The 24,643-nt window shown below is 52.1% G+C and carries 20 protein-coding genes; 16 read left to right on the top strand and 4 right to left on the bottom strand.

The window, feature by feature from the left end; translation table 11 throughout:
• Positions 1 to 3: 3 nt before the first annotated feature.
• Positions 4 to 1,038: an efflux RND transporter periplasmic adaptor subunit gene (locus EYZ66_RS01715; RefSeq protein WP_160195568.1), complete on the bottom strand. Its 1,035-nt coding sequence runs from the start codon at positions 1,036 to 1,038 to the stop codon at positions 4 to 6.
• A gap of 215 nt (positions 1,039 to 1,253) precedes the next feature.
• On the opposite strand from EYZ66_RS01715, the gene gshA reads away from it, so the two are divergent.
• Complete coding sequence (gshA, locus tag EYZ66_RS01710) at positions 1,254 to 2,855, top strand: glutamate--cysteine ligase (RefSeq protein WP_009576979.1); 1,602 nt, start codon at positions 1,254 to 1,256, stop codon at positions 2,853 to 2,855.
• On the opposite strand, the gene cysQ is transcribed toward gshA, so the two are convergent.
• On the bottom strand, positions 2,839 to 3,714 hold the full coding sequence (gene cysQ, locus EYZ66_RS01705; RefSeq protein WP_009576978.1) for a 3'(2'),5'-bisphosphate nucleotidase CysQ: 876 nt from the start codon (positions 3,712 to 3,714) through the stop codon (positions 2,839 to 2,841). The two genes, gshA and cysQ, sit on opposite strands and share 17 nt — an antisense overlap.
• Positions 3,715 to 3,768: 54 nt before the next feature.
• Here cysQ and yrfG point away from each other — a divergent pair, with 54 nt between their 5' ends.
• From yrfG to EYZ66_RS01675, 6 genes are all read left to right on the top strand, one after another.
• Positions 3,769 to 4,419 (top strand): GMP/IMP nucleotidase, encoded by a 651-nt coding sequence (gene yrfG / locus EYZ66_RS01700; protein ID WP_009576977.1) that lies wholly within the window; start codon positions 3,769 to 3,771, stop codon positions 4,417 to 4,419.
• Positions 4,420 to 4,508: 89 nt separating this feature from the next.
• Positions 4,509 to 6,068 carry an HAD-IB family hydrolase gene (locus EYZ66_RS01695; RefSeq protein WP_009576976.1) on the top strand — a complete coding sequence of 520 codons (1,560 nt, stop codon included), beginning with the start codon at positions 4,509 to 4,511 and terminating at the stop codon, positions 6,066 to 6,068.
• Between the two features lie 9 nt (positions 6,069 to 6,077).
• Entirely contained in the window at positions 6,078 to 8,402 is a 2,325-nt protein-coding gene (locus EYZ66_RS01690; RefSeq protein WP_009576975.1) for a glycerol-3-phosphate 1-O-acyltransferase, read from the top strand.
• 10 nt (positions 8,403 to 8,412) lie between these two features.
• Positions 8,413 to 9,414: an NAD(P)H-dependent glycerol-3-phosphate dehydrogenase gene (locus tag EYZ66_RS01685; RefSeq protein ID WP_009576974.1), complete on the top strand. Its 1,002-nt coding sequence runs from the start codon at positions 8,413 to 8,415 to the stop codon at positions 9,412 to 9,414.
• 16 nt (positions 9,415 to 9,430) lie between these two features.
• Positions 9,431 to 10,255 (top strand): M48 family metallopeptidase, encoded by an 825-nt coding sequence (locus tag EYZ66_RS01680; RefSeq protein ID WP_009576973.1) that lies wholly within the window; start codon positions 9,431 to 9,433, stop codon positions 10,253 to 10,255.
• A complete protein-coding gene (locus EYZ66_RS01675) occupies positions 10,252 to 12,399 on the top strand; it encodes a prolyl oligopeptidase family serine peptidase (RefSeq protein ID WP_160195567.1) in 2,148 nt (715 codons plus the stop codon). Before EYZ66_RS01680 ends, EYZ66_RS01675 begins: the two co-directional genes overlap by 4 nt.
• Here EYZ66_RS01675 and EYZ66_RS01670 read toward each other — a convergent pair.
• Positions 12,371 to 13,552, bottom strand: a complete 1,182-nt coding sequence (locus EYZ66_RS01670) for an alpha/beta hydrolase family protein (protein ID WP_009576971.1) — start codon at positions 13,550 to 13,552, stop codon at positions 12,371 to 12,373. The two genes, EYZ66_RS01675 and EYZ66_RS01670, sit on opposite strands and share 29 nt — an antisense overlap.
• 162 nt (positions 13,553 to 13,714) lie before the next feature.
• Between EYZ66_RS01670 and EYZ66_RS01665 the strand changes: the two genes are divergently transcribed.
• The 7 genes from EYZ66_RS01665 (at position 13,715) to EYZ66_RS01635 (ending at position 20,424) form a co-directional block, all read left to right on the top strand.
• Positions 13,715 to 14,266 (top strand): DUF2878 domain-containing protein, encoded by a 552-nt coding sequence (locus EYZ66_RS01665; protein ID WP_009576970.1) that lies wholly within the window; start codon positions 13,715 to 13,717, stop codon positions 14,264 to 14,266.
• 121 nt (positions 14,267 to 14,387) lie between these two features.
• Entirely contained in the window at positions 14,388 to 14,774 is a 387-nt protein-coding gene (locus EYZ66_RS01660) for a chalcone isomerase family protein (RefSeq protein WP_158027018.1), read from the top strand.
• Positions 14,753 to 15,298 carry a lipocalin family protein gene (locus EYZ66_RS01655; protein WP_009576968.1) on the top strand — a complete coding sequence of 182 codons (546 nt, stop codon included), beginning with the start codon at positions 14,753 to 14,755 and terminating at the stop codon, positions 15,296 to 15,298. The genes EYZ66_RS01660 and EYZ66_RS01655 overlap by 22 nt, the downstream gene beginning before the upstream one ends.
• Before the next feature lie 93 nt (positions 15,299 to 15,391).
• The gene (locus EYZ66_RS01650; RefSeq protein WP_040817541.1) at positions 15,392 to 17,017 is read left to right on the top strand and encodes a peptide ABC transporter substrate-binding protein; all 1,626 of its coding nucleotides are present in this window, start codon (positions 15,392 to 15,394) and stop codon (positions 17,015 to 17,017) included.
• A 2-nt stretch (positions 17,018 to 17,019) separates the two neighbouring features.
• On the top strand, positions 17,020 to 17,949 hold the full coding sequence (locus tag EYZ66_RS01645) for an ABC transporter permease (RefSeq protein ID WP_009576966.1): 930 nt from the start codon (positions 17,020 to 17,022) through the stop codon (positions 17,947 to 17,949).
• Positions 17,950 to 17,952: 3 nt separating this feature from the next.
• Positions 17,953 to 18,828: an ABC transporter permease gene (locus EYZ66_RS01640; RefSeq protein ID WP_009576965.1), complete on the top strand. Its 876-nt coding sequence runs from the start codon at positions 17,953 to 17,955 to the stop codon at positions 18,826 to 18,828.
• Positions 18,829 to 18,837: 9 nt separating this feature from the next.
• Positions 18,838 to 20,424, top strand: a complete 1,587-nt coding sequence (locus tag EYZ66_RS01635; protein WP_009576964.1) for an ABC transporter ATP-binding protein — start codon at positions 18,838 to 18,840, stop codon at positions 20,422 to 20,424.
• Between the two features lie 22 nt (positions 20,425 to 20,446).
• On the opposite strand, the gene EYZ66_RS01630 is transcribed toward EYZ66_RS01635, so the two are convergent.
• Positions 20,447 to 22,084, bottom strand: coding sequence for a putative bifunctional diguanylate cyclase/phosphodiesterase (locus EYZ66_RS01630; RefSeq protein ID WP_160195566.1), 1,638 nt, complete (start codon positions 22,082 to 22,084; stop codon positions 20,447 to 20,449).
• Between the two features lie 139 nt (positions 22,085 to 22,223).
• On the opposite strand from EYZ66_RS01630, the gene EYZ66_RS01625 reads away from it, so the two are divergent.
• Together EYZ66_RS01625 and EYZ66_RS01620 are read left to right on the top strand one after the other, a co-directional pair.
• Positions 22,224 to 23,306, top strand: a complete 1,083-nt coding sequence (locus EYZ66_RS01625; RefSeq protein ID WP_009576908.1) for an MBL fold metallo-hydrolase — start codon at positions 22,224 to 22,226, stop codon at positions 23,304 to 23,306.
• 71 nt (positions 23,307 to 23,377) lie between these two features.
• Complete coding sequence (locus tag EYZ66_RS01620; RefSeq protein ID WP_009576909.1) at positions 23,378 to 24,643, top strand: acyl-CoA dehydrogenase family protein; 1,266 nt, start codon at positions 23,378 to 23,380, stop codon at positions 24,641 to 24,643.

Here is a 24,643-nt window from a genome sequence, read left to right as displayed (position 1 = left end):
GGCCTACTCCTTGGGCTTTACCCTCGCTGGGCTCATTCGCAACAGACCCACGCCATCGACAACGATTTGTTGCCCCTCGTCCAACCCAGCGGTTATTTCCACCACACCCGCCGACCGACCGCCGATACTCACCTGCGTTTTCTTCGCCGTATCGTCGCGCTCGAGCAACCAAACATAATGCTCTTTAGCGCGCGATTCGATCGCCTCTTCAGGAACCACGATGGCCATACGCGGATTCGCCTCAACGCTCGTATTCATTAGCAAACCGGGCCGCAGCCGCCCGTCGGGATTTGGCACCTCCGCTCGAACCTGAATAGACCTCGTCACTGGGTCGACGCGGCTATCGATAGCCGAAATTCGACCCTCAAAATGCTCGGCATACGCAGCTGAACGCGCAATCACTTTCTGACCTACAGACAAAACCCCCAGCTGTATGGCCGGCACTGAAAACGTCAGACGCATTCGTGATAAATCGTCGAGAGTTGTTATGCGCGTATTCGACGTAATCAACGCACCGGGGCTAACGTCTCGTAACCCGAGCTGCCCCGCAAACGGCGCACGAATTGTGCGATCTTGAATCCTAGCCTGGACTTCCTCTAATTGGAATTCCAGAACCTGCACGCGGGTCGTTGCTCTATCTAAATCTGTTTGGGCCACCTGATTCTTGGTTGCCAGGTTTGCCAATCGCTCAACTTCGCGTTTGGCGTCGATTAACGACGCGGATAATTCAGAGAAGCGGGCTTTTTCAGCGTCTTGCTTTTGCACGGCTAGCACTTGCCCAGCCTCAACGGAGTCGCCATCTTCAAACAACAATTCAGTCACAATTTGTGCCACCGAAGGTCGAATATCAACCGACTCCCACGCTTCCAGCGTACCAACAGCAACGACCGAATCGGCAAAGTCTAAACGCTGCACTGTGGTGATGGTCACGGGTGTTGCACGAGCGCCAAATTGGCGTCCCTCGTCAGCGGGTTCTGGCCCCGCCCAAAACCAAACCAAACCCAGGACACCGGCAAGCACCGGAAACCACTTCAACATACCTATCTCCTAACACCGAGCAGTACCCGCGAGGGTACGTCGCAAGACCCTCTGCAGATCAACTTGCAGCAAACACAGCCCATACCCCAAAGTCGCAAAAGCAAAAAAGGACCTCACGCGAACATGTACTTCACATCCTCTAGCCTTTACACTGCGCGGCGGCCTTTCGAACTCAACCATCGGATCAGTTTACACCAAAGGGCGGAGATACACGCATGAAAAAACGCATTGCTGCCTTATTGGACGCCCTGGCGCAAGACCCCAAGGCGCGCACGCTATTGCGCTTCCAGCGCGGCATTGAAAAAGAAGCGCTTCGCATCGATCCAAACGGCCTGCTCGCGCAAACGGCCCACCCCAAGACCCTAGGTTCACCGCTCACTCATGCCTCGATCACAACCGACTACAGTGAGGCTTTGCTGGAATTCATAACACCAGTATCTGATTCGACCGAGCAGACTCTGCAGCAACTTCACAACATACATCGCTATGTGTATGACCAACTTGGTGACGAGCTCCTATGGACAGCGAGCATGCCCTGCGCACTGACGGCAGACAGCGACATCCCCGTCGCTCAGTATGGCAGCTCCAACTCAGCTCGCCTTAAGACCGTGTACCGCTATGGCTTGGGGCATCGGTATGGACGCCGCATGCAAACCATTGCGGGTATACACTACAACTTCTCGTTGCCCGAGAGCTTTTGGCCGTGGCTGCAGTCCTACACCCAGAATACCCAAGATGTAAACGACTTTAGAACCGAGCGCTATCTTGGGTTAATTCGTAACTTCCAACGCTGGTCATGGCTATTGGTCTATTTATTCGGCGCCTCTCCAGCGGTGTGTTCGACTTTTTTAAAAGGTCGAAAAGACCACGGCTTAGAACCCACCGACGCAGAGCACAACAGCTATCATCTACCTTACGCGACGTCGCTGAGAATGGGCGGTCTGGGTTATAACAGCGACACACAAAAATCACTACAGGTCTGCTACAACCAGTTAGACACCTACGTCGATACACTTAGAGCGGCCATCGTTGAACCGCATCCAGCCTACAGCGATATACCGAAGATACTCGACGGCGAGTACCAACAGCTCAGCGATTGCTTACTGCAAATCGAAAACGAATTTTACAGCCCCATTCGCCCTAAACGCGTCTCTCGCAGCGGAGAACCCTCGCTCCACGCACTGGCTCTGGGCGGTATCGAGTATATTGAGGTGCGCTGCATCGACCTCAACCCATTTTTACCGACCGGTATCGATGCGCCGCAAATTCGCTTTCTAGACTTGTTTTTATTGTATTGCTTACTGAAAGATAGCCCGCAATGCACCTTCGAAGAGCAAGCTCGATTGGCGGACAACTTTAGCCGAGTAGTTACTCGGGGACGCGAACCCGACCTAGAGTTGAGCACGCCCTCTGAGCGAGTATCGCTTAAAGATTGGGGCCTCAACATCATGACCGAACTTGAGGACTTTGCCGCAACGCTGGACAGCTTAATCGAGCCCGGCTACAGCGAGGCCCTAAGGATACAACGTCAGAAACTGCTCGATCCCGAACTCACACCCTCGGCGCAAGTCAGTCAGCGCGTGCAGCAAGGCAGCTTTTTTAGTGCGGCGCTCAATCAAGCGCGCAACATCAAGACCGAGTTTTTAACTCAACCTTTGGAAGAATCGATACGGCAGAGGTTTGAAGCGGAAGCCGCGCAGAGCCTGAAGGAACAAGCGGCGATCGAAGCGGCCGATGAAATCTCCTTTGAGGAGTTTTTACGACGCTTCCTAGACCAGTATCGGTTAGAGTCTCTGCACCCTAAACATCCAGACTAGTCTTTAACTCGTGCAACAACCCAGTCCACAAGGTCGCACTGGGGTCAGCTAGGGCCACAAAATGCGGACTCATCAACGTATCGCGACTGTTGTACACTAAAGGCCGACCATTGAGCGCCCAGACTTGCCCTCCAGCGCCTTCGACTAGAGCTTGGCCGGCGCCCGTATCCCACTCACAGCAAGGCGAAAAACGCGGGTAAATATCGCCGCGACCCTCGGCTAACTGGCAAAATTTTAAGGCACTGCCACTGTCTAAACGCTGCAACTCAGGCGTGGCACTGCGCAAGTACGACAAGGTGGCTTGCAAATATTTATTGCGATGCCGTATCGCCGACAACACCGTAATCTGGGCGTTGGACTGCAGCGCGCGACAGCGAATGCTCTGTTTGCTTGCAAGATCGGCACCAAGCGTGAGCTTATACGCACCGTAATGTTCACCCCCAAACCAGACCGTATCAAGACAAGGGGCCGCAACAAATCCAAGCACCGGCTTATGCTCACAGATCAAAGCAATATTTATCGTGAACTCACCGGTTCTGTTCAGAAATTCTCGCGTGCCATCTAAGGGGTCGACTAACCAATAATCGCGCCATTGTCGCCGTATTTGTTTCACGTCGGTGTCCGACTCCTCAGACAAGACGGGAATGCCAGGAGAGATTTGGTGCAGTCCTTGGCAAATAAGCCTGTGAGCCATCAAATCGGCTTCAGTCAGCGGCGTAGAGTCCTTCTTGTTTTGATACTCAGCGGCAGCGTCAGAACGGTAATGCTTCAGTATCGCGAGGCTGGCCGTATTCAGAAGCTCGAGTATTTGGCTTACCTCGCTATTCGAGGGTCGGGTTTCGGCAAGATCTTTTGTCATGCCCGTAGTGTATCATGGTACACCCCAACAACTTGATAATAGAGCGCTTTTAATATGCTGGATTGGACAGCAGTGGATACGGTCCTACTCGACATGGACGGAACTCTACTCGACCTCGCTTACGATAATCACTTTTGGCTAGAGCACATACCTGAGGTCTTCGCTAAGATACAAGGTCTCGGGCTCGATGAAGCAAAGAGCCAACTGCATACCAAAATGAGCGCAACCGAAGGGACGCTCCAGTGGTACTGCATTGACCACTGGAGTAAGACCCTAGGCTTTGATGTGCATGAGCATGTGCGCAACACAGCTCACCAATCGAGTGCAAGGCCTCAGGTTTTCGAGTTTTTAGACTTCTTAAAGGCGCAAGATAAACAGATTTTTCTGGTGACGAATGCACATCAAGTCGTGCTCGATTCCAAACTTTCGAACATTGATCTCAGGCCCTATTTCGATCACCTAGTGACCTCACATCAGTTTCAAGCACCAAAAGAATCGCAAGCGTTCTGGCACAGTTTCGCAAGTGCCCATCCTATTAATCCTAAACGGACAGTACTCATCGATGATAACGAAACCGTCTTGAGCGCGGCCAAGCAGTTTGGAATCGAATACCTCATTACCTTAAAGCAGCCCGATTCGAGACACACCATCAAAACGGATACACTGCACCAAGCCATACATCACTTTGACGAGCTCTTCGCCTAAGGCTTGGGAACGGTAAAACTTGCTAAATGCTCATGTGACAATTGGCACAATTCGCTCTAGTCTTAGCATCTCAGCACGAGGATTGCGACATGTCGAAGATCAATGAACTTATCGGCGCCATTGAGGCCGCTCCAAAAGGACCAAAAACTGCGGCCTTATTTGATTTTGACGGCACGATTATCTATGGGTATTCCGCTTTTCATTTTCTTCGCGCTCAGGTGATGAAAGGCGATTTAGACATCAAAGATCTGATGAGCACCCTGCAGGCGATGACCCAGTTTGGTTTCGGTAATATTGACTTCGCCAGCCTCATCGCTCTGACCGCTCAGTTCATGGCCGGCTACTCCAAAACAGACTACGACACCTTCGCCCAAACCGTGTACGACAAACACATTGGTCGTTTGGTGTACCCTGAAGCACGCCAACTTATCGATGCCCACAAGGCGGCCGGGCACACCATTGCTCTTGTCTCGTCAGCGACCCGTTTTCAAGTTGAGCCCGCTGCACGAGATCTCGGCATCGATCACATTTACTGCACTGAGCTCGCCGTAAACAATGATACTTTCACCGGCGACATTGATGGCCCCCCCTGCTTCGGCACAGGCAAAGTTGACGCGGCCAAAAAACTGTTAAAGCAAACCAAAGGCCGTTTAGCCAACACATTTTTTTACTCAGACAGCACCGACGACAGTGAACTATTAATTGCCAGTGGACACCCGGTGGCACTGAACCCCTCCAGAGCTCTGCGCGAAATGGCGCGCGAGAATCATTGGGCTCAAGCATCATTTGACAGCAGAGGCACCCCAACGCTCAGCCAATTTATTCGTTCACTGGCGGCCACAACCAGCGTCGTGTCTGCCTTTGCCGCCGGCATTCCCGTATTTGCTTTGACAGGCTCTATGCGCCAGAGCCGAAATTTCTCGTACGCGCTGTTCGCGGAAACAGCGAGCGCCCTGGTTGGTCTAGAGCTTGATGTTAAAGGCGAGGCAAACATCTGGAAGCAGCGGCCCGCGGTATTTATTTTTAACCACCAAAGCAAGACCGACGTGATTATCGCGGCCAAACTGGTGCGGCAAGACATGGCCGGGGTGGGCAAGCAAGAGATTAAAAAGCTCCCCATCATCGGCAAAGTGATGGAGTGGGGGGGCGTGGTTATGATCGACCGCAAAAATGCCGAGTCGGCTATTGCTGCCATGAAACCCTTGGTGGATGTGATGCAAAATGAGGGCAAATCGGTGGTTTTGGCACCAGAGGGCACGCGCTCGACGACTCGCAAATTGGGTGCCTTCAAAAAAGGCGCGTTTCACTTAGCCATGCAAGCGGGTGTTCCGATCGTACCCATTGTGATCCACAACGCGAGTGATATCGCCCCCAAAGGCGATTTTGTGTTCAGACCTGGCAAAGTCAGAGTAGAAGTGCTCGAGCCCATTGAGACAAAACATTGGCGCCTCGAAGACATAGACCAGCACGTGAACGATGTGCGTCAATTGTATCTGGAAGCACTGGGTCAAGCCGAGCCTTCAGCGGCCAAGAACAATACGCCCGCCACACAGAGCAAAGCGCGCAAACCGCGTGCCACCAAAACGCGAAACTCACTTGCCAAATCCAGCGCAAGAGGTGTAAAAACACGTAACGAGTCCAATCACTAGCGGCATACTATGGCATTGACCCAACAAGCGGCAGAAACGAATCCATGGCCCAGTGCACACAATGGCCCAGTCTTTTTTATCATGGATGCACGCAACCGCTTCGAGCGCAGGCAACTGTTAGAGTGGCTTAGTTATCACAACACACAAGGCCGAACGCCAGAATATTGCGCACTGGTCTTGATGGATAAACAACTGGTTGTAAAAACAGAGATCGCCGACAGTATACAAGCACAATCCGACGATACGCTTGTCGTGCCCATTCGAATCGCATGGCGGCCTTCGGCTAAAGCCATTGCCTCGGGTCCCAGATTGCGCGACCTGGTATTTGGCGACCCGCGACGCCCAAGAGCCGCCAGAGGTAAGCGCATCCTGCGCAACAAACCACAACGTGCGACGTTTTTAACTGGGCAGCCCGATACAGTCGCCAACTTGCGCGAACGCTTTATTAAACTTGCCGACCACGACCCCGACGCGCAGGCAGCATTCGCTGAATTCGTTGCACGGCAAGCCGCCCTAGTTTTAGATATTGCTGAACGAAAGCAGCAAGGTGGACGCTATAAGGTACCCCGTTTTATCGCCGCCAATCTGCGCAATCGCCGTCGTTTTAAACAATCCTTGCGCGAAGTCGCCGCCGAAACGGGGCGCTCTATCAGCAGTACGGCCCGGGAAGCCGAAACCTATATGAAGGAGATGATTTCCAACCCTTCAACCTTCTGGTTAGATTTTTACGCCAAATTTAATCAGTACTGTTTGGGTCTCGCCTACGAAGATGATGTCGTTGTGAGCCAAACCGAAATCGAAACCTTACGCGCCCAAGTACGCGACCACCCCTCTATTTTGCTGTGGACTCATAAAACCTACTTAGATGGTATGGTGGTGCCAAAGGTGCTGTACGAAAACGATTTCCCAATGCCACATATGTTTGGAGGTGCAAACTTAAGCTTTGCTGGCCTGGGCTTCTTGTTACGCCGTGCCGGTGGGATTTTTATTCGTCGCAGCTTCCAAGATAACCCGGTTTACAAAATGGTGTTGCGCCAGTACATCGGTTACTTGATGGAAAAACGCTTCCCCATGAACTGGTCTTTCGAGGGGACTCGCTCACGCGTTGGTAAACTCATGCCGCCGCGCTATGGTCTTTTAAAGTACGTTCTTGAAGCGTGTCACGCGACCGATGCCAAAAATATTCACATCACACCTGTATCAATCAGCTACGATCTAATACGCGACGTGGAAGAGTACGCGACTGAGCAAGCAGGCCGCGTAAAAAAAGCGGAGTCCCTGATGTGGTTTATCGGCTATGTGAAAAGCCTCGCTAGGCCCATGGGTCGAGTGTATATGAACGTCGGCAAACCCGTCGTCCTAGAAAGTGCGCCAGATCCGGACGACAAACTGGCACTCGCCAAAATCGCATTTGAAGTTGCCGTAGAGGCGAACAAGGTTACCCCCATAACCTTCCCCGCCTTGATTTCTCTATGCCTTTTGGGTGTCGCCCCACGGGCCCTCACAGAAGCCGAGGTTGTGAAAGAACTCGAAACGCTTGTGACTTGGGCTCACCAGCGCCAGATCTTTATGTCAGACGATCTACAAAAAGACATCAGCTCTAATCTAGAGGGTGTGCTGGGACTAATGATTTCAGAGCGAATTATCACGCGCTACGACGCGGGACCAGAAACCGTGTACGGTATCGAGCAAAATCAACACCCTATCGCCAGCTACTACCGCAACAGCATCATTCACTTTTTTGTGCATCAAGCCATTATCGAACTGGCGATCATGAAAATTCGCGAACTGAGCGGTACCGATGCGGTGACCGCTTTTTGGCACGAAGTCGAATCGTTACGCGACACCTTCAAGTTTGAATTCTTTTATTCTCCGACCGAGCTGTTCCGCGCCGAAATCGAAGACGAATTAAATCGCCATTTTCCAGATGCTCTCAATCAACTAGAGCGTGCCCACATCCAAGGCGATGACATACTGCGCGCCATCAAACCTTTGGTCGCACATCAAACGCTGTTGATCTTTACCGAAGCTTACAGCGTTGTCGCCGACTTGGCATGCCAACTCAATGAACAAGACCTCGACAGCAAAGCCTTTACCGAACAGGCGCTGAAGCTAGGCAGGCAGGCCTATTTACAGCGCCGAATCAGCAGTGAATCTTCGATTGCGAAGCTATTATTCCAAAATGGCTATCAACTGTTAGAGCACAAGGGCCTGCACCAACATACAAGCTCAGAAACTGGCGAGCAACGGCGCACCTTAGCGATACAGATCCGTGATATCCTTCGCCGCTTGGAGGCCATTAAAGCAATGGCGCTGACGCAGACACTACAATAAGAGTAAACGTATGGATTTGAATGTAGCCGTTCTTGGAGGTGGATCTTGGGGGACAACTGTTGCCCACTTAGTGTCGCGCAACACCCACGCTACCCTCTGGGCTCGCAACCCCCAAACTGTGACAGAGATTAATCACTTTCATACCAATAGCACCTATTTACCAGGGGCTAACTTATCACCCAAACTTACAGCAGACAGCGATATCCACGCGGTAGTGCAAAACGCCGACGTGGTCGTTATGGCCGTTCCGTCGCAGCATTTCAGAAGCGTCTTAAACGAAGTGGCCGGTTGCATTCGCGCTTGGGTACCCGTAGTGAGCCTGACCAAAGGCTTAGAGCACGGCACCCAAAAACGCATGACGGAAATCATCCATGAAGTTTTACCCGGGCACCCTGCTGGCGTGTTAACCGGCCCGAATCTCGCGCGCGAAATCATGGCCGGACAGGCGGCCGCCAGCGTTCTGGCCATGGAAGACCCTATCATCATGCGTTCGCTTCAAAACGTTTTCAGTAGCGGCTTGTTCCGATGTTATACCAACCCTGACGTGATTGGTTGCGAGCTGGGTGGTGTACTGAAAAATGTCATCGCGATTGCGGTGGGGATGGGCGATGGTCTGGGGGCTGGCGACAACACGCGTTCCGCTCTGATCACTCGAGGCCTAGCGGAAATTACCCGTCTCGGTGTCGCTCTTGGCGGGCAAACAGAGACCTTCGCGGGCTTAGCGGGTATGGGCGACATGATTGCGACCTGTACCAGCGATCAAAGCCGTAATCGCACCGTCGGAATGCAATTAGCCAAGGGCAAGACAGTGCAAGAAATCACCGATAGCATGTTCATGGTAGCCGAAGGCTTAAAAAGCGCCCCCGTGGTGCTCGAAATCGCAGCCCAAAAAGATATCGAAATGCCAATCGTATCCGACGTCTACCGCGTCATCATGGGTGAGAGCTCACCATCGCGAATATTTAAAGGTTTACTGCGCGTTACCGCGGGTGCAGAATCCGAGCCCGGTTAGTACAGGAATTGTGGCCATGCGTTTTTTGGTTATTGTCTCAGCGCTGCTCTTAGGCGCTTGCTCCACCAGTCCAACAGGTCGTTCGCAGTTTATGATCATCTCGCCTCAAGCGGCGATTGTGCAATCGCAAAAAGCTTACGCCGATACTCTGAAGCAACTCGAGAGCAAGGAGCAGCTTTCGTCGGATCACCGCCTAGCCGATCGAGTACAGCGTATTACAGGGCGTCTAGTGAGTACCGCACACGATCACTATCCCTCAAGCCGCACGTGGGACTGGAGCGTCGCCTTGATTGACGACCCCGAAATGGTCAATGCCTGGTGTATGGCGGGTGGCCGAATGGCGGTTTATACCGGCTTATTCGAACAGCTTAAACTCACCGACGATGAGTTCGCTCAAATCATGGGCCACGAAATTGCCCACGCACTCGCCAACCATACCGCCGAGCAAATGTCTCGTGCCGTCGCCATGCAGATTGGCTTAAGTGCTGTCAACGCAGCGAGCGATGGTAATAGCGCGGCTAACCAAGGGGCACAGCTGGCGGCCGTTCTGGCACTACAACTCCCCAACAGCCGCACGGCCGAATCAGAAGCAGATACGATAGGCCTCGAACTGGCGACACTGGCAGGATACGACCCACAAGCTGCCGTTACCCTGTGGCGCAAAATGGGAGATCTTAGCGACAAACGTCCGCCCGAATTTTTAAGTACGCACCCCGATCCTACGACGCGACTGAGTGCGCTTAGAGATCATGCAAACGACGTCGCAGGCCTCAATCCAAAGCAAATTAAGGCGCCAATTTACCCTGTGAACATCGTCTATCAAAAGGACGTAGTAAAATGACAAAATCCTCAAAATTACTCGCCGCAACCGTTTTGACTAGCGCTTTAATTTCGGCCTGCTCAGATCCCGTTGCAACAACCAACCAAGCTAATTCGATCAGCTTGCAGGACTACCCGATAACGCAGAAAAAGCCCGTCAGCGATGTGTACTTTGGCACAGAGGTTATCGACCCCTATCGCTGGCTTGAGGACGACCGCAGCGAAGAAACTGGCGCCTGGGTCAAAGCTCAGAACCAAGTGACCCAAGCTTACTTGCAGCAACTGCCAGGTCGGGACCGCCTGCGCGACCGCTTGACTCGCCTGATGGATTACGAGCGAGAAAGCGCACCTTTTATCGAAGGCGACTACACCTACTTTTACCGCAATGACGGACTACAAAACCAATCGGTAGTATATCGAATCAAGAACGGATCGACGGAAGAAGAAATCTTTTTAGACCCTAATACCTTCAGCGACGACGGCACGGTATCAATGTCTTCACTGCGCTTTTCAGACGACGGCTCTATGGCGGCGTATCAGCTATCCGAAGGCGGTAGCGATTGGCGCACCATTCATATTATTGATACCGCAACCAGGGAACCCGTTGACGAGGTCATTCGCAACGTCAAATTCAGTGGTATCAGCTGGCGCGGCAACGAGGGAGTTTACTTTAGCCGTTACGACCAGCCGGATGGCAGCGAGCTATCGGCTAAAACTGACCACCACAAACTCTACTATCACGCAATTGGCACACCCACCTCGCAGGACATCTTGGTATTTGGGGCCGACGCAGATCAAAAATATCGCTACGTTTCAGGCAGTGTCAGCGAAGACAATCGCTACTTAGCCATTTATGCGGCTAACACAACCTCGGGTAACGAGCTTTACCTTCAAGACCTCAGTGCTGAGACTCAGGCGCTCATCACGATATTGGATCACGAGGGGTCGGATACCTCGCTGGTACACACCGAGGGCGATACGCTGTTTTTTCAAACGAATCTAGACGCCCCCAACACAAAACTTGCGCGAGCGACTCTCAGCAGTCCAACGCCTGATGCCTGGAGTGACGTAATACCTGAAACCGCCAATGTATTAGACCTAAGCACGGGTGGCGGCTATTTCTTCGCGCACTACATGGTGGATGCGATATCCCATATCACGCAGTACGACACCGCAGGCGAAAAAGTACGCACGATCGACCTACCCGGCCCGGGAACAGCTTCCGGTCTATCGGGTAAGGTAGGCGCCGATACGCTGTATTACACATTCACCAACTATAAAACGCCATCGACCCTTTACAGCCTTGATCCCAATTCGGGCGAGACCGCAGTGTATCGCGCATCGAAAGCCCAATTTGCTAGCGGCGACTACGAGTCAAAGCAAGTATTTTACACCTCAAAAGATGGCACCCGCGTGCCGATGATTATTACCCACAAAACGGGGCTGGCTTTGAATGGGGAAAACCCGGCCATGCTCTACGGCTACGGGGGATTTAATATTAGTCTTACGCCCAGCTTTTCATCCACCATTGCCGCTTGGCTGGAAGAAGGCGGCATCTACGCCGTGGCGAATATGCGTGGGGGTGGCGAATATGGCAAGGCGTGGCACCTCGCGGGCACCAAAATGCAAAAGCAGAACGTCTTTGATGATTTCATCGCCGCGGGTAATTATTTGGTCGAGCAAGGATATACAAGCCACAGCAGATTGGCGATTCGGGGCGGTTCAAACGGCGGTTTATTGGTCGGCGCAGTCATGACCCAACAACCCGACTTTGCCGCAGTTGCACTTCCCGCTGTAGGCGTCATGGATATGTTGCGTTACCACACATTCACAGCCGGAGCGGGCTGGGCCTACGACTACGGTACCGCAAACGACTCTGCCGAGATGTTTCAGTACCTTCTCGGTTACTCGCCAGTTCACAATGTCAGAGCGGGTGTGCACTACCCAGCGACACTCGTGACAACGGCCGATCACGACGATCGAGTGGTACCCGCACACTCATTCAAATTTGCGGCGCACCTGCAAGATAAGCAAGCCGGCGACGCGCCTGTACTGATTCGCATTGAAACCGATGCCGGCCACGGGGCAGGAACGCCAACATCGAAAATCATTGATCAGTACGTTGATATTTTTGCCTTTACCCTCCACCACTTAGGGCAGAAATAGTGTGAGCTGCTGGGGTGCTTACCTGCACCTCAGCAATTTCACTTGCAAAGGTATTTGCCAAAAATTCCCTGGCAACACCTTGTTTCCGAGCGTCACGTGACAGCGTCATTTCAAAAAAGGCGCCCACCGCAACTTGGGTAATCCACTGCTGCTGAACCACGTTCATCGCATCATTCGGCACGGGATCCTCGCACAAAACCGGTTGGTCTTGTTGGTCGATACCGATGCTCTCGTCACCCAGCAAATCGTACCAGGGCTCGTCTAAATCACCCTGGGTATTGCGTAGCACAGCCCAACAGCCAATCACATCAACGTTATTCAAGAATCGAAATGCGGCGGTGGGACCTGAAAAGGCCGTATGTGCGCCACCCTCGATACTCACTAGCCAGGCATCAGGCGACTTCGTTTGGATAGGCGCCGCATTGGTTTGATAGGGCACTAGCACATCGAAGGTACCGGCTATCATCATGAAGGGTAGCGACCGCGAGGTGAAAAACCGATCGGTAAACAGCGAACTGGGGCCTGCGATCGAAATCGCCGCGTCGACTCTTGGGTCTCCCATCGTAGGGTGGTAGGCCAATAGGGTTGAGGTAAAACCTCCCAGCGATACCCCCATCACCCCGATCCGGTCAGAATCGATAAGTCCGCTCAACGTATCATTCTGTCGCTGCGATCGATCCAGTAGCACATCAATCAAGAACGAGACGTCTGCCGGTTGATTCACAACATCTCTGACAAAGGGCCCCCCTTCGGCGTACATGTTAGTCAAAGGAAAATCCACCATGGCAACCACAAAACCGAGGCCTGCCAGATAACGCCCTAAGTATTCACCACCTTTATGAGAAGACGAAAATCCGTGACTATAAATCACCAGGGGAAATTGTTGTTTTGGCGGGGATTCCAGGTCAGGAAAAAACACCAAACCCGAAAATTCGCGCCCCGCTTTCGCCGGCACCTCTTTATTCACTTGGGTGCCCCTTGAATCGTCGCGCAGCGAAATGGCTTCACTGCCAACCGAATAGTAAGTCAAAGCAGCCCTTTGATCGGTCGTCGAACCCTCAGGGAAGCCTTGAGGAGCGTATATAACGCTCATACCAATCAAGCCTAGAGCGACCATAAGCAGTGTAAAAAAGCTGATTTTTAGGGCTTTCATGGAGCCTCCAACACTAACATTAAAATCACATTGTCGACCAAGCTGAATCGCTAGCGCAAGTTATCACGGCGCTGCGCAGTGAAATCAACAGTCCGGCATAACCAATAAATTTCATCCGCTTAGCTGCCCAACTCGTATAGCTCACAAATATTTGAGTACTTAATGATGCCCTATTGGCGAGCGCGCTTGATTCAACTGAACAATACCACTGTAGGTAACGCCTTAGCGTTCAATGGTTTTTGGGCCCTCGCCTGTATCGGTCAGGACGCTGCGCTGCCCTTCACCATCGCGGCGCTTGTGATTCTTGTCCTAGCCACACCAGATTTAGGAAAAACCAGCTTGCTTGCGGCAAGAGTCGCCACCATTGGCCTATTGGTTGATATCGTTCTAACGCGCAGTGAAATATTTGTGTTTTCGAACCATGCTTTTGTACCACTGTGGCTGGTGCTTTTATGGCTTGGATTTAGCACAACCCTGGTACGCAGCCTCAAATTTTTAAATCGGCATCTGCTGTTGGCCGCCTTATTTGGAGCGATCGGGGGCCCTAGCAGCTATTTTGCCGGGCATCGCTTTGGTGCGGTAGAATTTGGCTATGAACTGATCCCCACGCTGCTACTGTTGGCAGTGATCTGGGCCTGCTTACTTCCTTTGTTTTTTACGCTTGCAAGGCAACTGTATAATGAAGATCTCGCTCACGTTAGTGTTCACACTTAGCCTGTTATGGTGTACACCGCTTTTTGCTTTTCCAAACTCTGAAAAAGTTGACCCGAACACTTGGCTTGAGGTCGGGCGGGCGCGCTTATCCGTCCTTTTTTTCGATGTATACGACTCGCGGTTGAAGACACCCTCGGGCCAATACGAAGGCTACCAAGAACCGGTGGCGCTTGAAATCCATTACCTTCGCGATATCAAAGGTTCCGCTTTAGTGACACAAACGGTGAGAGAATGGGAGTCTCTGGGGCTCTCACCTGAAACCTACGAGCCCTACTTAAAGCCACTTGAATCCTTGCTGCCTGACGTCAAAAAAGGGGATTCATTAACCTTTATCGTTTTACCCGGAGGGTCAAATACGTTTTACTATAACGGCCAAACGTTAGGAGGGTTGGACGACCCGACGTTCGGTCAGCATTTTTTGAATATCTGGCTATCGCCCAATACCAGCCGCCCAGAGCTTAGGGCACAATTACTAGGATCAAACGCATGCGAAACTTTGGCCTGTTAATTTTATGCCTCTGGCTTAGCGCCTGTACGGGAGTGCCCGAGGGTGTTATTGCGATTAATAATTTTGACCAGAGCCGTTACCTCGGCCAGTGGTACGAAGTTGCCCGTATTGAAAATCGCTTTGAAAAGGGGCTGCACAGCGTAACCGCGACCTACACGGCCCGCGATGACGGCGGCATAAATGTTATCAACCAAGGTTACTCCGCAGCTGAGCAGCGTTGGCAAAAAGCCGAGGGCAAAGCCTATTTTGTTGGTTCGCCTGACACCGCGCACCTGAAAGTTTCCTTTTTTGGTCCCTTTTATGCGTCTTATGTCGTGTTCAAGCTGGATCCTGACTATCGCTACGCCTTCGTCACGGGCAATACCAAAGAGTATTTGTGGTTATTATCCCGCACCCCCGACGTGAGCGCCCAAGTAAAACAAGCCTTTCTAGACGATGCCGAAGCGCTTGGATATCAGCTGAATCAGCTGGTGTGGGTCGACCAACAAATACCCAAAGCCGTTCAGTCAAATCCCAATTTGTGACAGATTAGGCTTCGCACCCAGAGCAACATTACGGTACGATTCGTGCAAGCAGTCTAAGACACAAAAAAGAGGAAAGCCTCAGTGGTACAGTCGATGATTCGAGCACTCGTTGCAGTTTGCTTAATTAGCCTTACGGCGTGTATGGGCGGTGAGTCCAAAGTAGAACAAGGCAACCGCGAAGGTGTGCTTCATTACGGGAATGGCTCTGAACCCCAAGGCCTCGATCCACATGTCGTTACGGGCGTGCCTGAAAACAAAATTATTCGAACGCTGTTTGAGGGTCTCGCCGTCAAAAACCCTTACACCCTCGAGCCAGAGCCCGGTGTTGCCCAAAGCTGGGATATTAGTGATGACGGCAAACAAATCACTTTCCACATCAACCCTAACGCGCGCTGGTCGAATGGCGACCCAGTAACGGCTCATGATTACGTCTGGTCGTGGCGCCGTGCGCTTGATCCCAACATGGGCAACCAATATGCCTATATGCTATATCCCCTGCTGAACGCCGAGGCTTACGCAACGGGCAAACTCGATGACGCCGAGCAATTGGGCGTGCAAGCTGCAGACGATCAGACGCTGGTGGTGACTCTGAACGCACCCACCCCCTACTTCATACAGCTTATGGACCACTACTCGACCTTTGCGGTACATCCTGACACCGTCAGCAAATTTGGTGGCGCGACCGACCGCTTTACCCCGTGGACGCGGGTCGGCAACATGGTGAGTAACGGCCCCTTTGTTTTAACCGAATGGAAATTAAACCGCTACATCCGCGTCGAGAAGAATCCACTCTACTGGAATGCCGAAAACGTTAAACTCAATGCGGTGATGTTCTATCCTACCGAGAACCTCACCAGCGAAGAGCGTATGTTCCGAGCCGGTCAACTGCACTACACCAACGAAGTCCCCTTGGACAAAATCCCCGTTTACAAGGGCATGGACAACTCGCCCTTTGTGCAGGCCCCCTATTTGGGCACTTACTACTACTTGCTGAACACCCAAAAGGCACCCATGAACGATGTGCGCGTTCGCAAAGCGCTCTCTATGGCCGTAGATCGCGATACGCTCGTCAGCACGGTGCTACAAAACGCCTATGTCCCCGCATACTCCATTACACCCCCAGATACGCTGGGCTACTTCCCGCCCAAGACCTTTGGCTATGACCCAGAGCAAGCGCGTCAACTCTTAGCTGAAGCGGGCTACCCCAATGGCGAAAACTGGCCGGGGTTAGAACTTACCTACAACACCAGCGAAAACCATCGCAAAGTCGCTGTTGCTATCCAACAAATGTGGAAAGACGTCCTGAATATTGATGTATCGCTTGCCAATCAAGAATGGAAGGTTTATCTCGACTCGGTCAACCAAATGAACTTCCAAGTCGCGCGCCGAGGCTGGATTGGCGACTACGTCGATGCCAACAACTTCTTGGATCTATTTATCACCGAAGGCGGAAATAACAATACGGGTTACAGCGACCCGAAATACAACGAAATTATCTTGCGCGAAGCGCCAAAGGCAGCAACGCGCGAAGAGCGATATGCCCTGTTTCGCCAAGCCGAAACCATGCTGATGGAGGAAATGCCCATCATTCCCATTTACACCTACACCAGCAAACATTTAATACACCCAAGCGTCAAAGGCATGCCCTCTAACTTAATGGACTCACTTAACATTCGCTACGTTTGGCTCGATCCAAACGAAACCCTCAAGGCAGAATAATCATGTGGCGTTTTATTTTCGGTCGATTGCTGCAAGCCGTCCCCGTTATTTTTGTTGTCATTACGGCGACCTTTTTCTTGGTCCGCGCGGCGCCTGGTGGGCCTTTTGATGCAGAAAAAGCGGTCATCCCAGAAGTTAAAGCTGCGCTCGAGCGCCAGTACCGGCTTGATCTTCCCTTACACGAGCAGTATTTCGCTTACCTGGGTGATTTAATGCAAGGTGATCTCGGCCCCTCATTTAAATACCCCGGACGCAGCATTAACGAACTCATCGAATCAGGTCTGCCGGTAACCGCAGAGCTGGGTGCTTACGCTCTGCTAATTGCACTCATCATCGGTGGCCTTTCGGGCATATTGGCGGCACTGCGTCCCAATACTCTGCAAGACTACATCCCGATGTCTCTGGCGATGATTGGTATCTGTATGCCCACATTCTTATTGGGGCCCTTGCTCGTACTACTGTTCGGCATAGAGCTCGACTGGCTCCCCGTATCGGGCTGGGGCGACATCCCTGGCGACAAACTGATGCCCAGCATTACTCTAGGCGCCGCCTATGCTGCCTATGTGGCTCGTCTATCACGCGCCGGTATGCTGGAAGTCCTCAGCCAAGACTACATCCGCACCGCGCGAGCAAAAGGGCTACCCGAGTGGCAGGTAGTCATAAAGCACGGGCTTCGAGGTGGCATGCTGCCTGTCGTCGCGTTTTTGGGCCCCGCATTTGCGGGCTTATTAGCGGGCTCCTTCGTGGTGGAAACCATTTTTCAAATTCCAGGGCTCGGCCGCTTCTACGTGCAAGCGGCCTTCAACCGTGACTACACCATGATCTTGGGAACAACTGTATTTTTATCCACACTGATTGTTCTGTTTAACTTACTGTCCGACGTGGTAGCGGCGTGGCTCAACCCTCGGCTACGCGCGCAATTAAGCGAATAATTTATGACCGACATGACTCTACAAGCCGAAAAAGGCACATCCTTGTGGGAAGACGCATGGCGTCGACTCAAGAAGAATAAGCTGGCACTGTTTGGGCTTGGGCTTCTTAGCAGCTTCGTGCTCATTGCGCTGTTGACCCCCTGGATAGCGCCCTACGCCTACGATGCACAGAATTTGGACTTAGGCGCAACGCCACCCTCTGCAGCGCATTGGCTTGGTACCGATATCTTTGGAAGAGATCTACTGACCCAGATCATGTACGGCGGCCGTATCTCGCTGGCCGTTGGGTTTGTGGCTACCGCGGTAGCCTTGTTGATCGGGGTGACTTGGGGCGCTATTGCCGGCTACGTCGGTGGCCGCGTTGACGCAGTCATGATGCGTATTGTGGATATCCTTTATGCCCTACCCTTCATGATTTTCATCGTGTTACTGATGGTTGTCTTCGGTCGCAACTTGCTCCTGCTATTTTTGGCCATTGGCGCCGTTGAGTGGTTGACCATGGCTCGTATCATGCGTGGTCAGGTACAAACCTTACGCAAGCAAGAGTTTGTGGAGGCGGCAATCTCCTTGGGTTTAGCGCCTGCTACGATTATTCGTCGCCATTTAATTCCCAATGCGCTGGGCCCTATCATCGTGTACACCACCCTGACGATACCAAGCGTTATGCTGTTAGAAGCCTTTTTGAGCTTTTTAGGCTTGGGCATTCAGCCACCCAAAACCTCATGGGGCCTGCTGATATCGTACGGTGCGGAAACCATGGAAGAATATCCGTGGCTACTGATCTTTCCAGGCATGGCGCTCACACTGACCCTATTCGCACTCAATTTTTTGGGCGACGGCTTGCGTGATGCGCTCGACGTGCGTCGTTCTGCAGATTAAGGAGCACCCATGAGTTTATTATCCGTGTCTAATCTGCGAGTCGATTTTAATACCCGTAATGGTCATACCATCGCCGTTAACGACATCAGCTTTGCCGTCGAAAAAGGCCAAATCACTGCTATCATTGGCGAATCAGGCTCGGGCAAATCGGTGGCCTGTTACAGCTTACTAGGGCTCTTGCCGCAACCTCCGGCCAGTGTTGAATCGGGTCAAGCGCTTTTCGAAGGACAAGATTTACTGCAAATGTCTGAGTCCGAACTCCGAGCCATACGGGGTCGGGACATCGCTATGATTTTCCAAGACCCAATGACCTGCCTCAATCCCTTTATGACCATTGGTGATCAGCTGATCGAGCCTCTGGTCTACCACAAAGATTTGAGCAAAAAAGACGCCCTGAACCGCGCCAAAGAGCTCTTAGTCGAGGTGGGTATTCGCGACCCCGATACCACCATCAACAATTATCCCCATGAGTTTTCGGGCGGTATGCGCCAGCGAGTAATGATTGCGATGGCGCTAATTAATGAACCCAAGTTACTCATTGCTGACGAACCAACGACGGCCTTAGACGTAACCATTCAAGCGCAGATTCTCAAGCTCATTGCCGAACTTCAAACCAAGCGCGATATTGGCGTGATTTTTATTAGCCACGATCTCGCGGTGGTCGCTGACATTGCCGACCAAATTATCGTAATGGAGAAGGGCCACCTGGTCGAACGCGGGGATCGAGAAGCCATCTTCAAGCATGCGCAACATCCCTATACACAGAAACTGTTAGCAGCAATCCCCAGCAGTACCAAGCAAGGTAGCAGTCAAGTGCTTGAGCCTTTGGTGGAGATCAAAAATTTAAAAACGTATTTCGAAACCCCCTCACAGACAGTTAAGGCGGTCGATGACGTCAGCTTTCAAATTAACAAAGGCGAAATTCTCGGGCTAGTGGGTGAATCGGGCTCGGGTAAATCCACGATTGGCCGCTCAATACTCAGGCTACTGCCTATAACCGAGGGCACCGTCAATTTTGCAGGAACCGATGTGACTGCCCTAGACAAAGACGGGCTAAAAAGTATGCGTCGGCGCATGCAGATGATCTTTCAAGATCCGTATGCCTCACTCAACCCACGCATGAGTGTTTACGATACGCTGGCCGAGCCGCTGCTTCTGCACAGCATTGAATCTCGCAAGACGGTAGAGCAAGCCGTGTTGAAGCTCATGGATGACGTCGGCCTAGCTCGCGCCTTCATACGCAAATATCCGCACGAATTCTCTGGCGGCCAAAGGCAGCGTATCGCTATTGGTCGAGCGCTTGCGACGAAACCCGACTTTATTGTGGCAGACGAGCCAGTATCTGCATTGGATGTGACCATCCAAGCGCAAATTCTGGATTTGATGCTGGAATTGGGGCAACAGTATGGGCTCACAATGCTATTCGTATCGCATGACCTCGCGGTGGTCAGGCACATTGCGGACCGAATTATTGTGTTATACCACGGCAAAATTGTAGAGCAAGGTAGTGGCGACGCTCTGTTTAACAACCCCCAACAGACGTACACCAAAACGCTACTCCAATCGATACCGGGGCAGTCTTTGCTGGCAAGTTAAACGAGGAGGTAGGATACTTATCTCAAGCTTGTAGCCCTACGCCCCAGGGCTTATCGGGATTAGCTAGCCACTCCTCGAAATCACCGATCGACATCGGTGTGGCAATATAGAAGCCTTGCGCATAATCGCAGCCGAGTTCTTGAAGGGTCTGCAGAGTTGAAGCCTCCTCAACGCCCTCAGCGACCACTACCTTATCCAGCGCATGCGCCATTGCAATGGTCGACTCCACAATAATTCGGTCGTCGGCCTCATCTGACAAACGCTGGATAAACGCCTTGTCGATTTTAACGGCTCTGGCGGGTATTCGACGCAAATATGAAAGCGAAGCAAACCCGGTACCAAAGTCGTCAATCGCTATCATCGCACCCATCTTATCTAGGCGCTGCAAGCTCTCGAGTGCTTTATTGGGGTCAGTCATCATGCTGGTTTCAGTGACTTCTAAGGTTAAAGCACCCGGCTCTAAGTTCAGTCTGTCCAGCACATTGCGCAGTTGCGCCGTAACGTTCAAATCTTGTATGTCCGAAATCGACAAATTGATGCTGACATCCAAGTTGAGTCCACGCATACGCCATAAGCGCAATTGTCGAGCTGCTTGATCCATGGTCCAGCGGGTCACTTGACGAATGAGTCCGCTCATCTCCGCCAAACGCATAAATTCGTCTGGGTTCAGTAGACCTAGATCGGGATGGTGCCAACGCAACAGTGCTTCGACACTGGTAACGCGCTGGGTTTGCATATTGATAATGGGCTGATAGAACAACTCGAGCTCATCACGAGCCAGTGCCAGCTGTAGATTTTTGTTCATCATTAACCGCTGGGTCGCGTTGTCATCACTGGCGGGGTCATACAGTGCAACGTTCGACCCTGCCTTGGCTTTGGCCGCGTAGAGCGCGGTATCTGCCATGCGCAAAAGCTCGCCACCGTCATCGGCGTGCAGAGGGAACATCGCTAGCCCCATGCTAATGCCGATGCTAATCTCGTGCTCTTCAACGCAAAAGTAATCGTCGGTGGTTGAAATCAGTTTTTCGGCAACCTCTTCGGCACCAATACGATCAGTTAAAGGCAATATAAAGGCAAACTCGTCACCACCCCAGCGCGCGACAAAATCATCGCTGCGTAACACTGTCTTGAACCGTCGCGACAGCTCTTCTAGCACGCCATCACCGACAAAATGGCCCAAGGTATCGTTGACCCCCTTGAACCCATTGAGATCCGCCACCAACACCGCAAAGTGATGCGATTCATCTCGAGCATGGGCCAAGATTTGGCTCATCTCTGATCGAAAGGCAACGCGATTGGGCAGACCGGTTAAGTCGTCGTGCAAGGCATTGTAGTTGGCCACCTTACCGAACGAAATCAAACCATCGATTGATTCAAGCGAATGTCGACTCAACAACAGACCAAAAAAACTTCCGCCCAACATGATCAGAGAAGACAGAATGTCGTGTACACTGAATCCTCGCCAATACAGATCAAGGCCAAACGCGATGTAGGCACCGATGAACAAAAGCGTCGCGGCAAAAAGGAATTGCCATCCCCGCGAGCGTTCGTTACGTTTAAACACAATGAGGCCGATGGTATGCGCCGCACCCGCCATAGCGATAATGCTAAGAACAATGATGCCGACGACTACGGCTGAAATTGTCGCTTGATCTATCATCGTGCCACCGCGGATCCTTCAAGAAGCCGTTGGGAATAAAGCGCTCAGGTTACTTGGCAATGAGCACATTAGAGTAAACAAGATGCTAACAGTAGCATAAACCCGTTGTTTGTCACGGGTGCAACAGAGGTTAAATCACATGAGTGATACAGAAAATGTTCATTATCAAGGCTTAAGCTATCCGTTCGGGCGCACAGCACCTGATGCCAATGGCTGGATTCGCGAGGTCGCACCCGGCGTTCACTGGCTGCGTTTTGAGCTTCCCATGGCCCTTAACCACATTAACTTATGGCTTCTGGAAGACAAGGATGGCTGGACCATTGTCGATACCTGTATGAACATGTCATCAGCGCGCCAACAATGGGAAGAACTCTTCACTACCGTATTGCAAAATAAACCCATTACCCGAGTCATAGCCACCCACTTACACCCCGACCACGTCGGTCTTGCGGGCTGGTTAACCGAACGCTTTGATTGCGAACTGTGGATGTCGCGTACCGATTACACGATGTGCCGCATGCTGGTATCTGACACCGGGCGCGCAGCGCCTGAGGCCGGCATTCGTTTTTATCATCGCGCTGGATTCAATGACGAGCAGATTAGCAGTTACCGTGAACGTTTTGGCGGCTTTGGCTCTGTCGTGTACCCGCTGCCAGACTCGTATCGCCGACTCGTTGATGGCGACCATCTAGAAATTAATGGTAACTACTGGCAAATGGTTGTGGGTAAAGGCCATTCACCTGAGCATATTTCACTGTATTGCCCCGCGCTCAAATGCTTAATATCGGGGGACCAAGTACTACCCAGAATTACCTCCAACGTCAGCGTGTTCCCGACCGAACCCGAGGGCAACCCACTGCGTGAATGGCTACTGTCTAACGCCAGGATAAGAGAGCTCTTGCCCGAGGACCTGCTGGTGCTGCCGGCTCACGGCAACCCCTTTTACGGTCTGCACAAACGCTTAACCCAATTAATCGACGGTCATGAGCGAGACCTCGATGCGCTGTACGAACATTTGAGCGAGCCTAAACGTGCGATTGACTGCTTTGAGGTCTTATTCCAGCGCGTCATTGGCGACGATATGATCATGATGGCGACGGGCGAAAGCATTGCGCACTTAAACTGCTTAAAGGATCGGCGCCGCATCAAACGCTTTTTGGACGAAGACGGCGTATATTGGTACCAAGCGTTACCCGAAAGTCGCCAAATCCGCCTGCCCTAAGGACAACAAGAGCTCGATAGTGAGCCCCAACCAGAGCGCGGTAGACCCGAAACAGACAGTAGGAAATGCCTATGAACTTTAGCATACCGGAAGAACTACAAGCCTTTTTAAATGAAGTCGAAGCTTTCATCGAAGCCGAGATCAAACCCCTTGAGCAAGCCGATGACAACATCCGCTTTTTTGATCACCGTCGCGAACACGCCCGCACCAATTGGGATGAGGGTGGTGTGCCCCGAGAAGAATGGGAGGCTTTGTTAGCAGAGGCTCGCCGCCGCGCCGATGCCGCCGGCGTATACCGTTACCCCTTCCCAAGCGAGTTTGGAGGACGTAATGGTAACAATCTTGGTATGGCAATTATCCGCGAGCACTTAGCGGCCAAAGGTTTAGGCTTACACAACGACCTGCAAAATGAGCATTCTGTGGTGGGTAACAATATCGGCTTGCTGCTGATGCTTGAATACGGCACGCCCGAACAAAAAGCCCATTGGATCGATGGCCTTGCCACGGGCAATAAAGGATTTGCGTTTGGCATTACTGAACCCAACCACGGGTCGGATGCTACCCATATGGAAACCACGGCCATACGCCGGGGCAATGACTTCGTGATTAACGGCGTAAAAACTTGGAACACCGGCATTCATGTGGCTGAGTACGATATGGTCATGGCTCGCACCTCTGGCAAAGCTGGGGATGCGCAGGGCATTACCGCCTTTCTCGTACCCATGAAAGCACCTGGCGTCAAAATCGAAGAATTTTTGTGGACCTTCAACATGCCATCAGACCACGGTACCGTAAGTTTTACTGAGGTGGTGGTTCCTGAGAGTGCCATTTTCGGAGGTGAAGGCCGAGGCCTCCAAGTGATTCAGCACTTCTTCAACGAAAACCGTATTCGCCAGGCGGCATCAAGCCTCGGCGCTGCTCAGTATTGCGTTGCCGAAGCGGTGCAGTACGCGAAAGAGCGCAAACCTTTTGGCAAACCGCTAGCGACCAACCAGGGCATACAGTTCCCGCTGGTTGAGCTGCAAACGCAAATCGAGATGTTGCGAGCGCTGATACACAAAACCGCTTGGATCATGGATACCGAGGGCGCGTTTGCCGCCTCGGACAAGGTATCGATGTGCAACTTTTGGTCTAATCGCTTGTGCTGCGAAGCGGCCGATCGCGCGATGCAGGTTCATGGCGGTTTGGGCTACTCACGCCACAAGCCTTTCGAACACATCTATCGGCATCACCGCCGCTACCGCATCACCGAGGGCGCCGAAGAAATTCAAATGCGCCGCGTCGCGGGCTATCTGTTTGGCTTTATGAACCAAAAGGCGCCGAAAGGAGTGAAATAA

The organism is Aequoribacter fuscus, from assembly GCF_009910365.1.
GTDB lineage: Bacteria > Pseudomonadota > Gammaproteobacteria > Pseudomonadales > Halieaceae > Aequoribacter > Aequoribacter fuscus.
The sequence above is the reverse complement of the archived record's forward strand: the minus strand, read 5'-3'. Positions and strand labels throughout refer to the sequence as shown.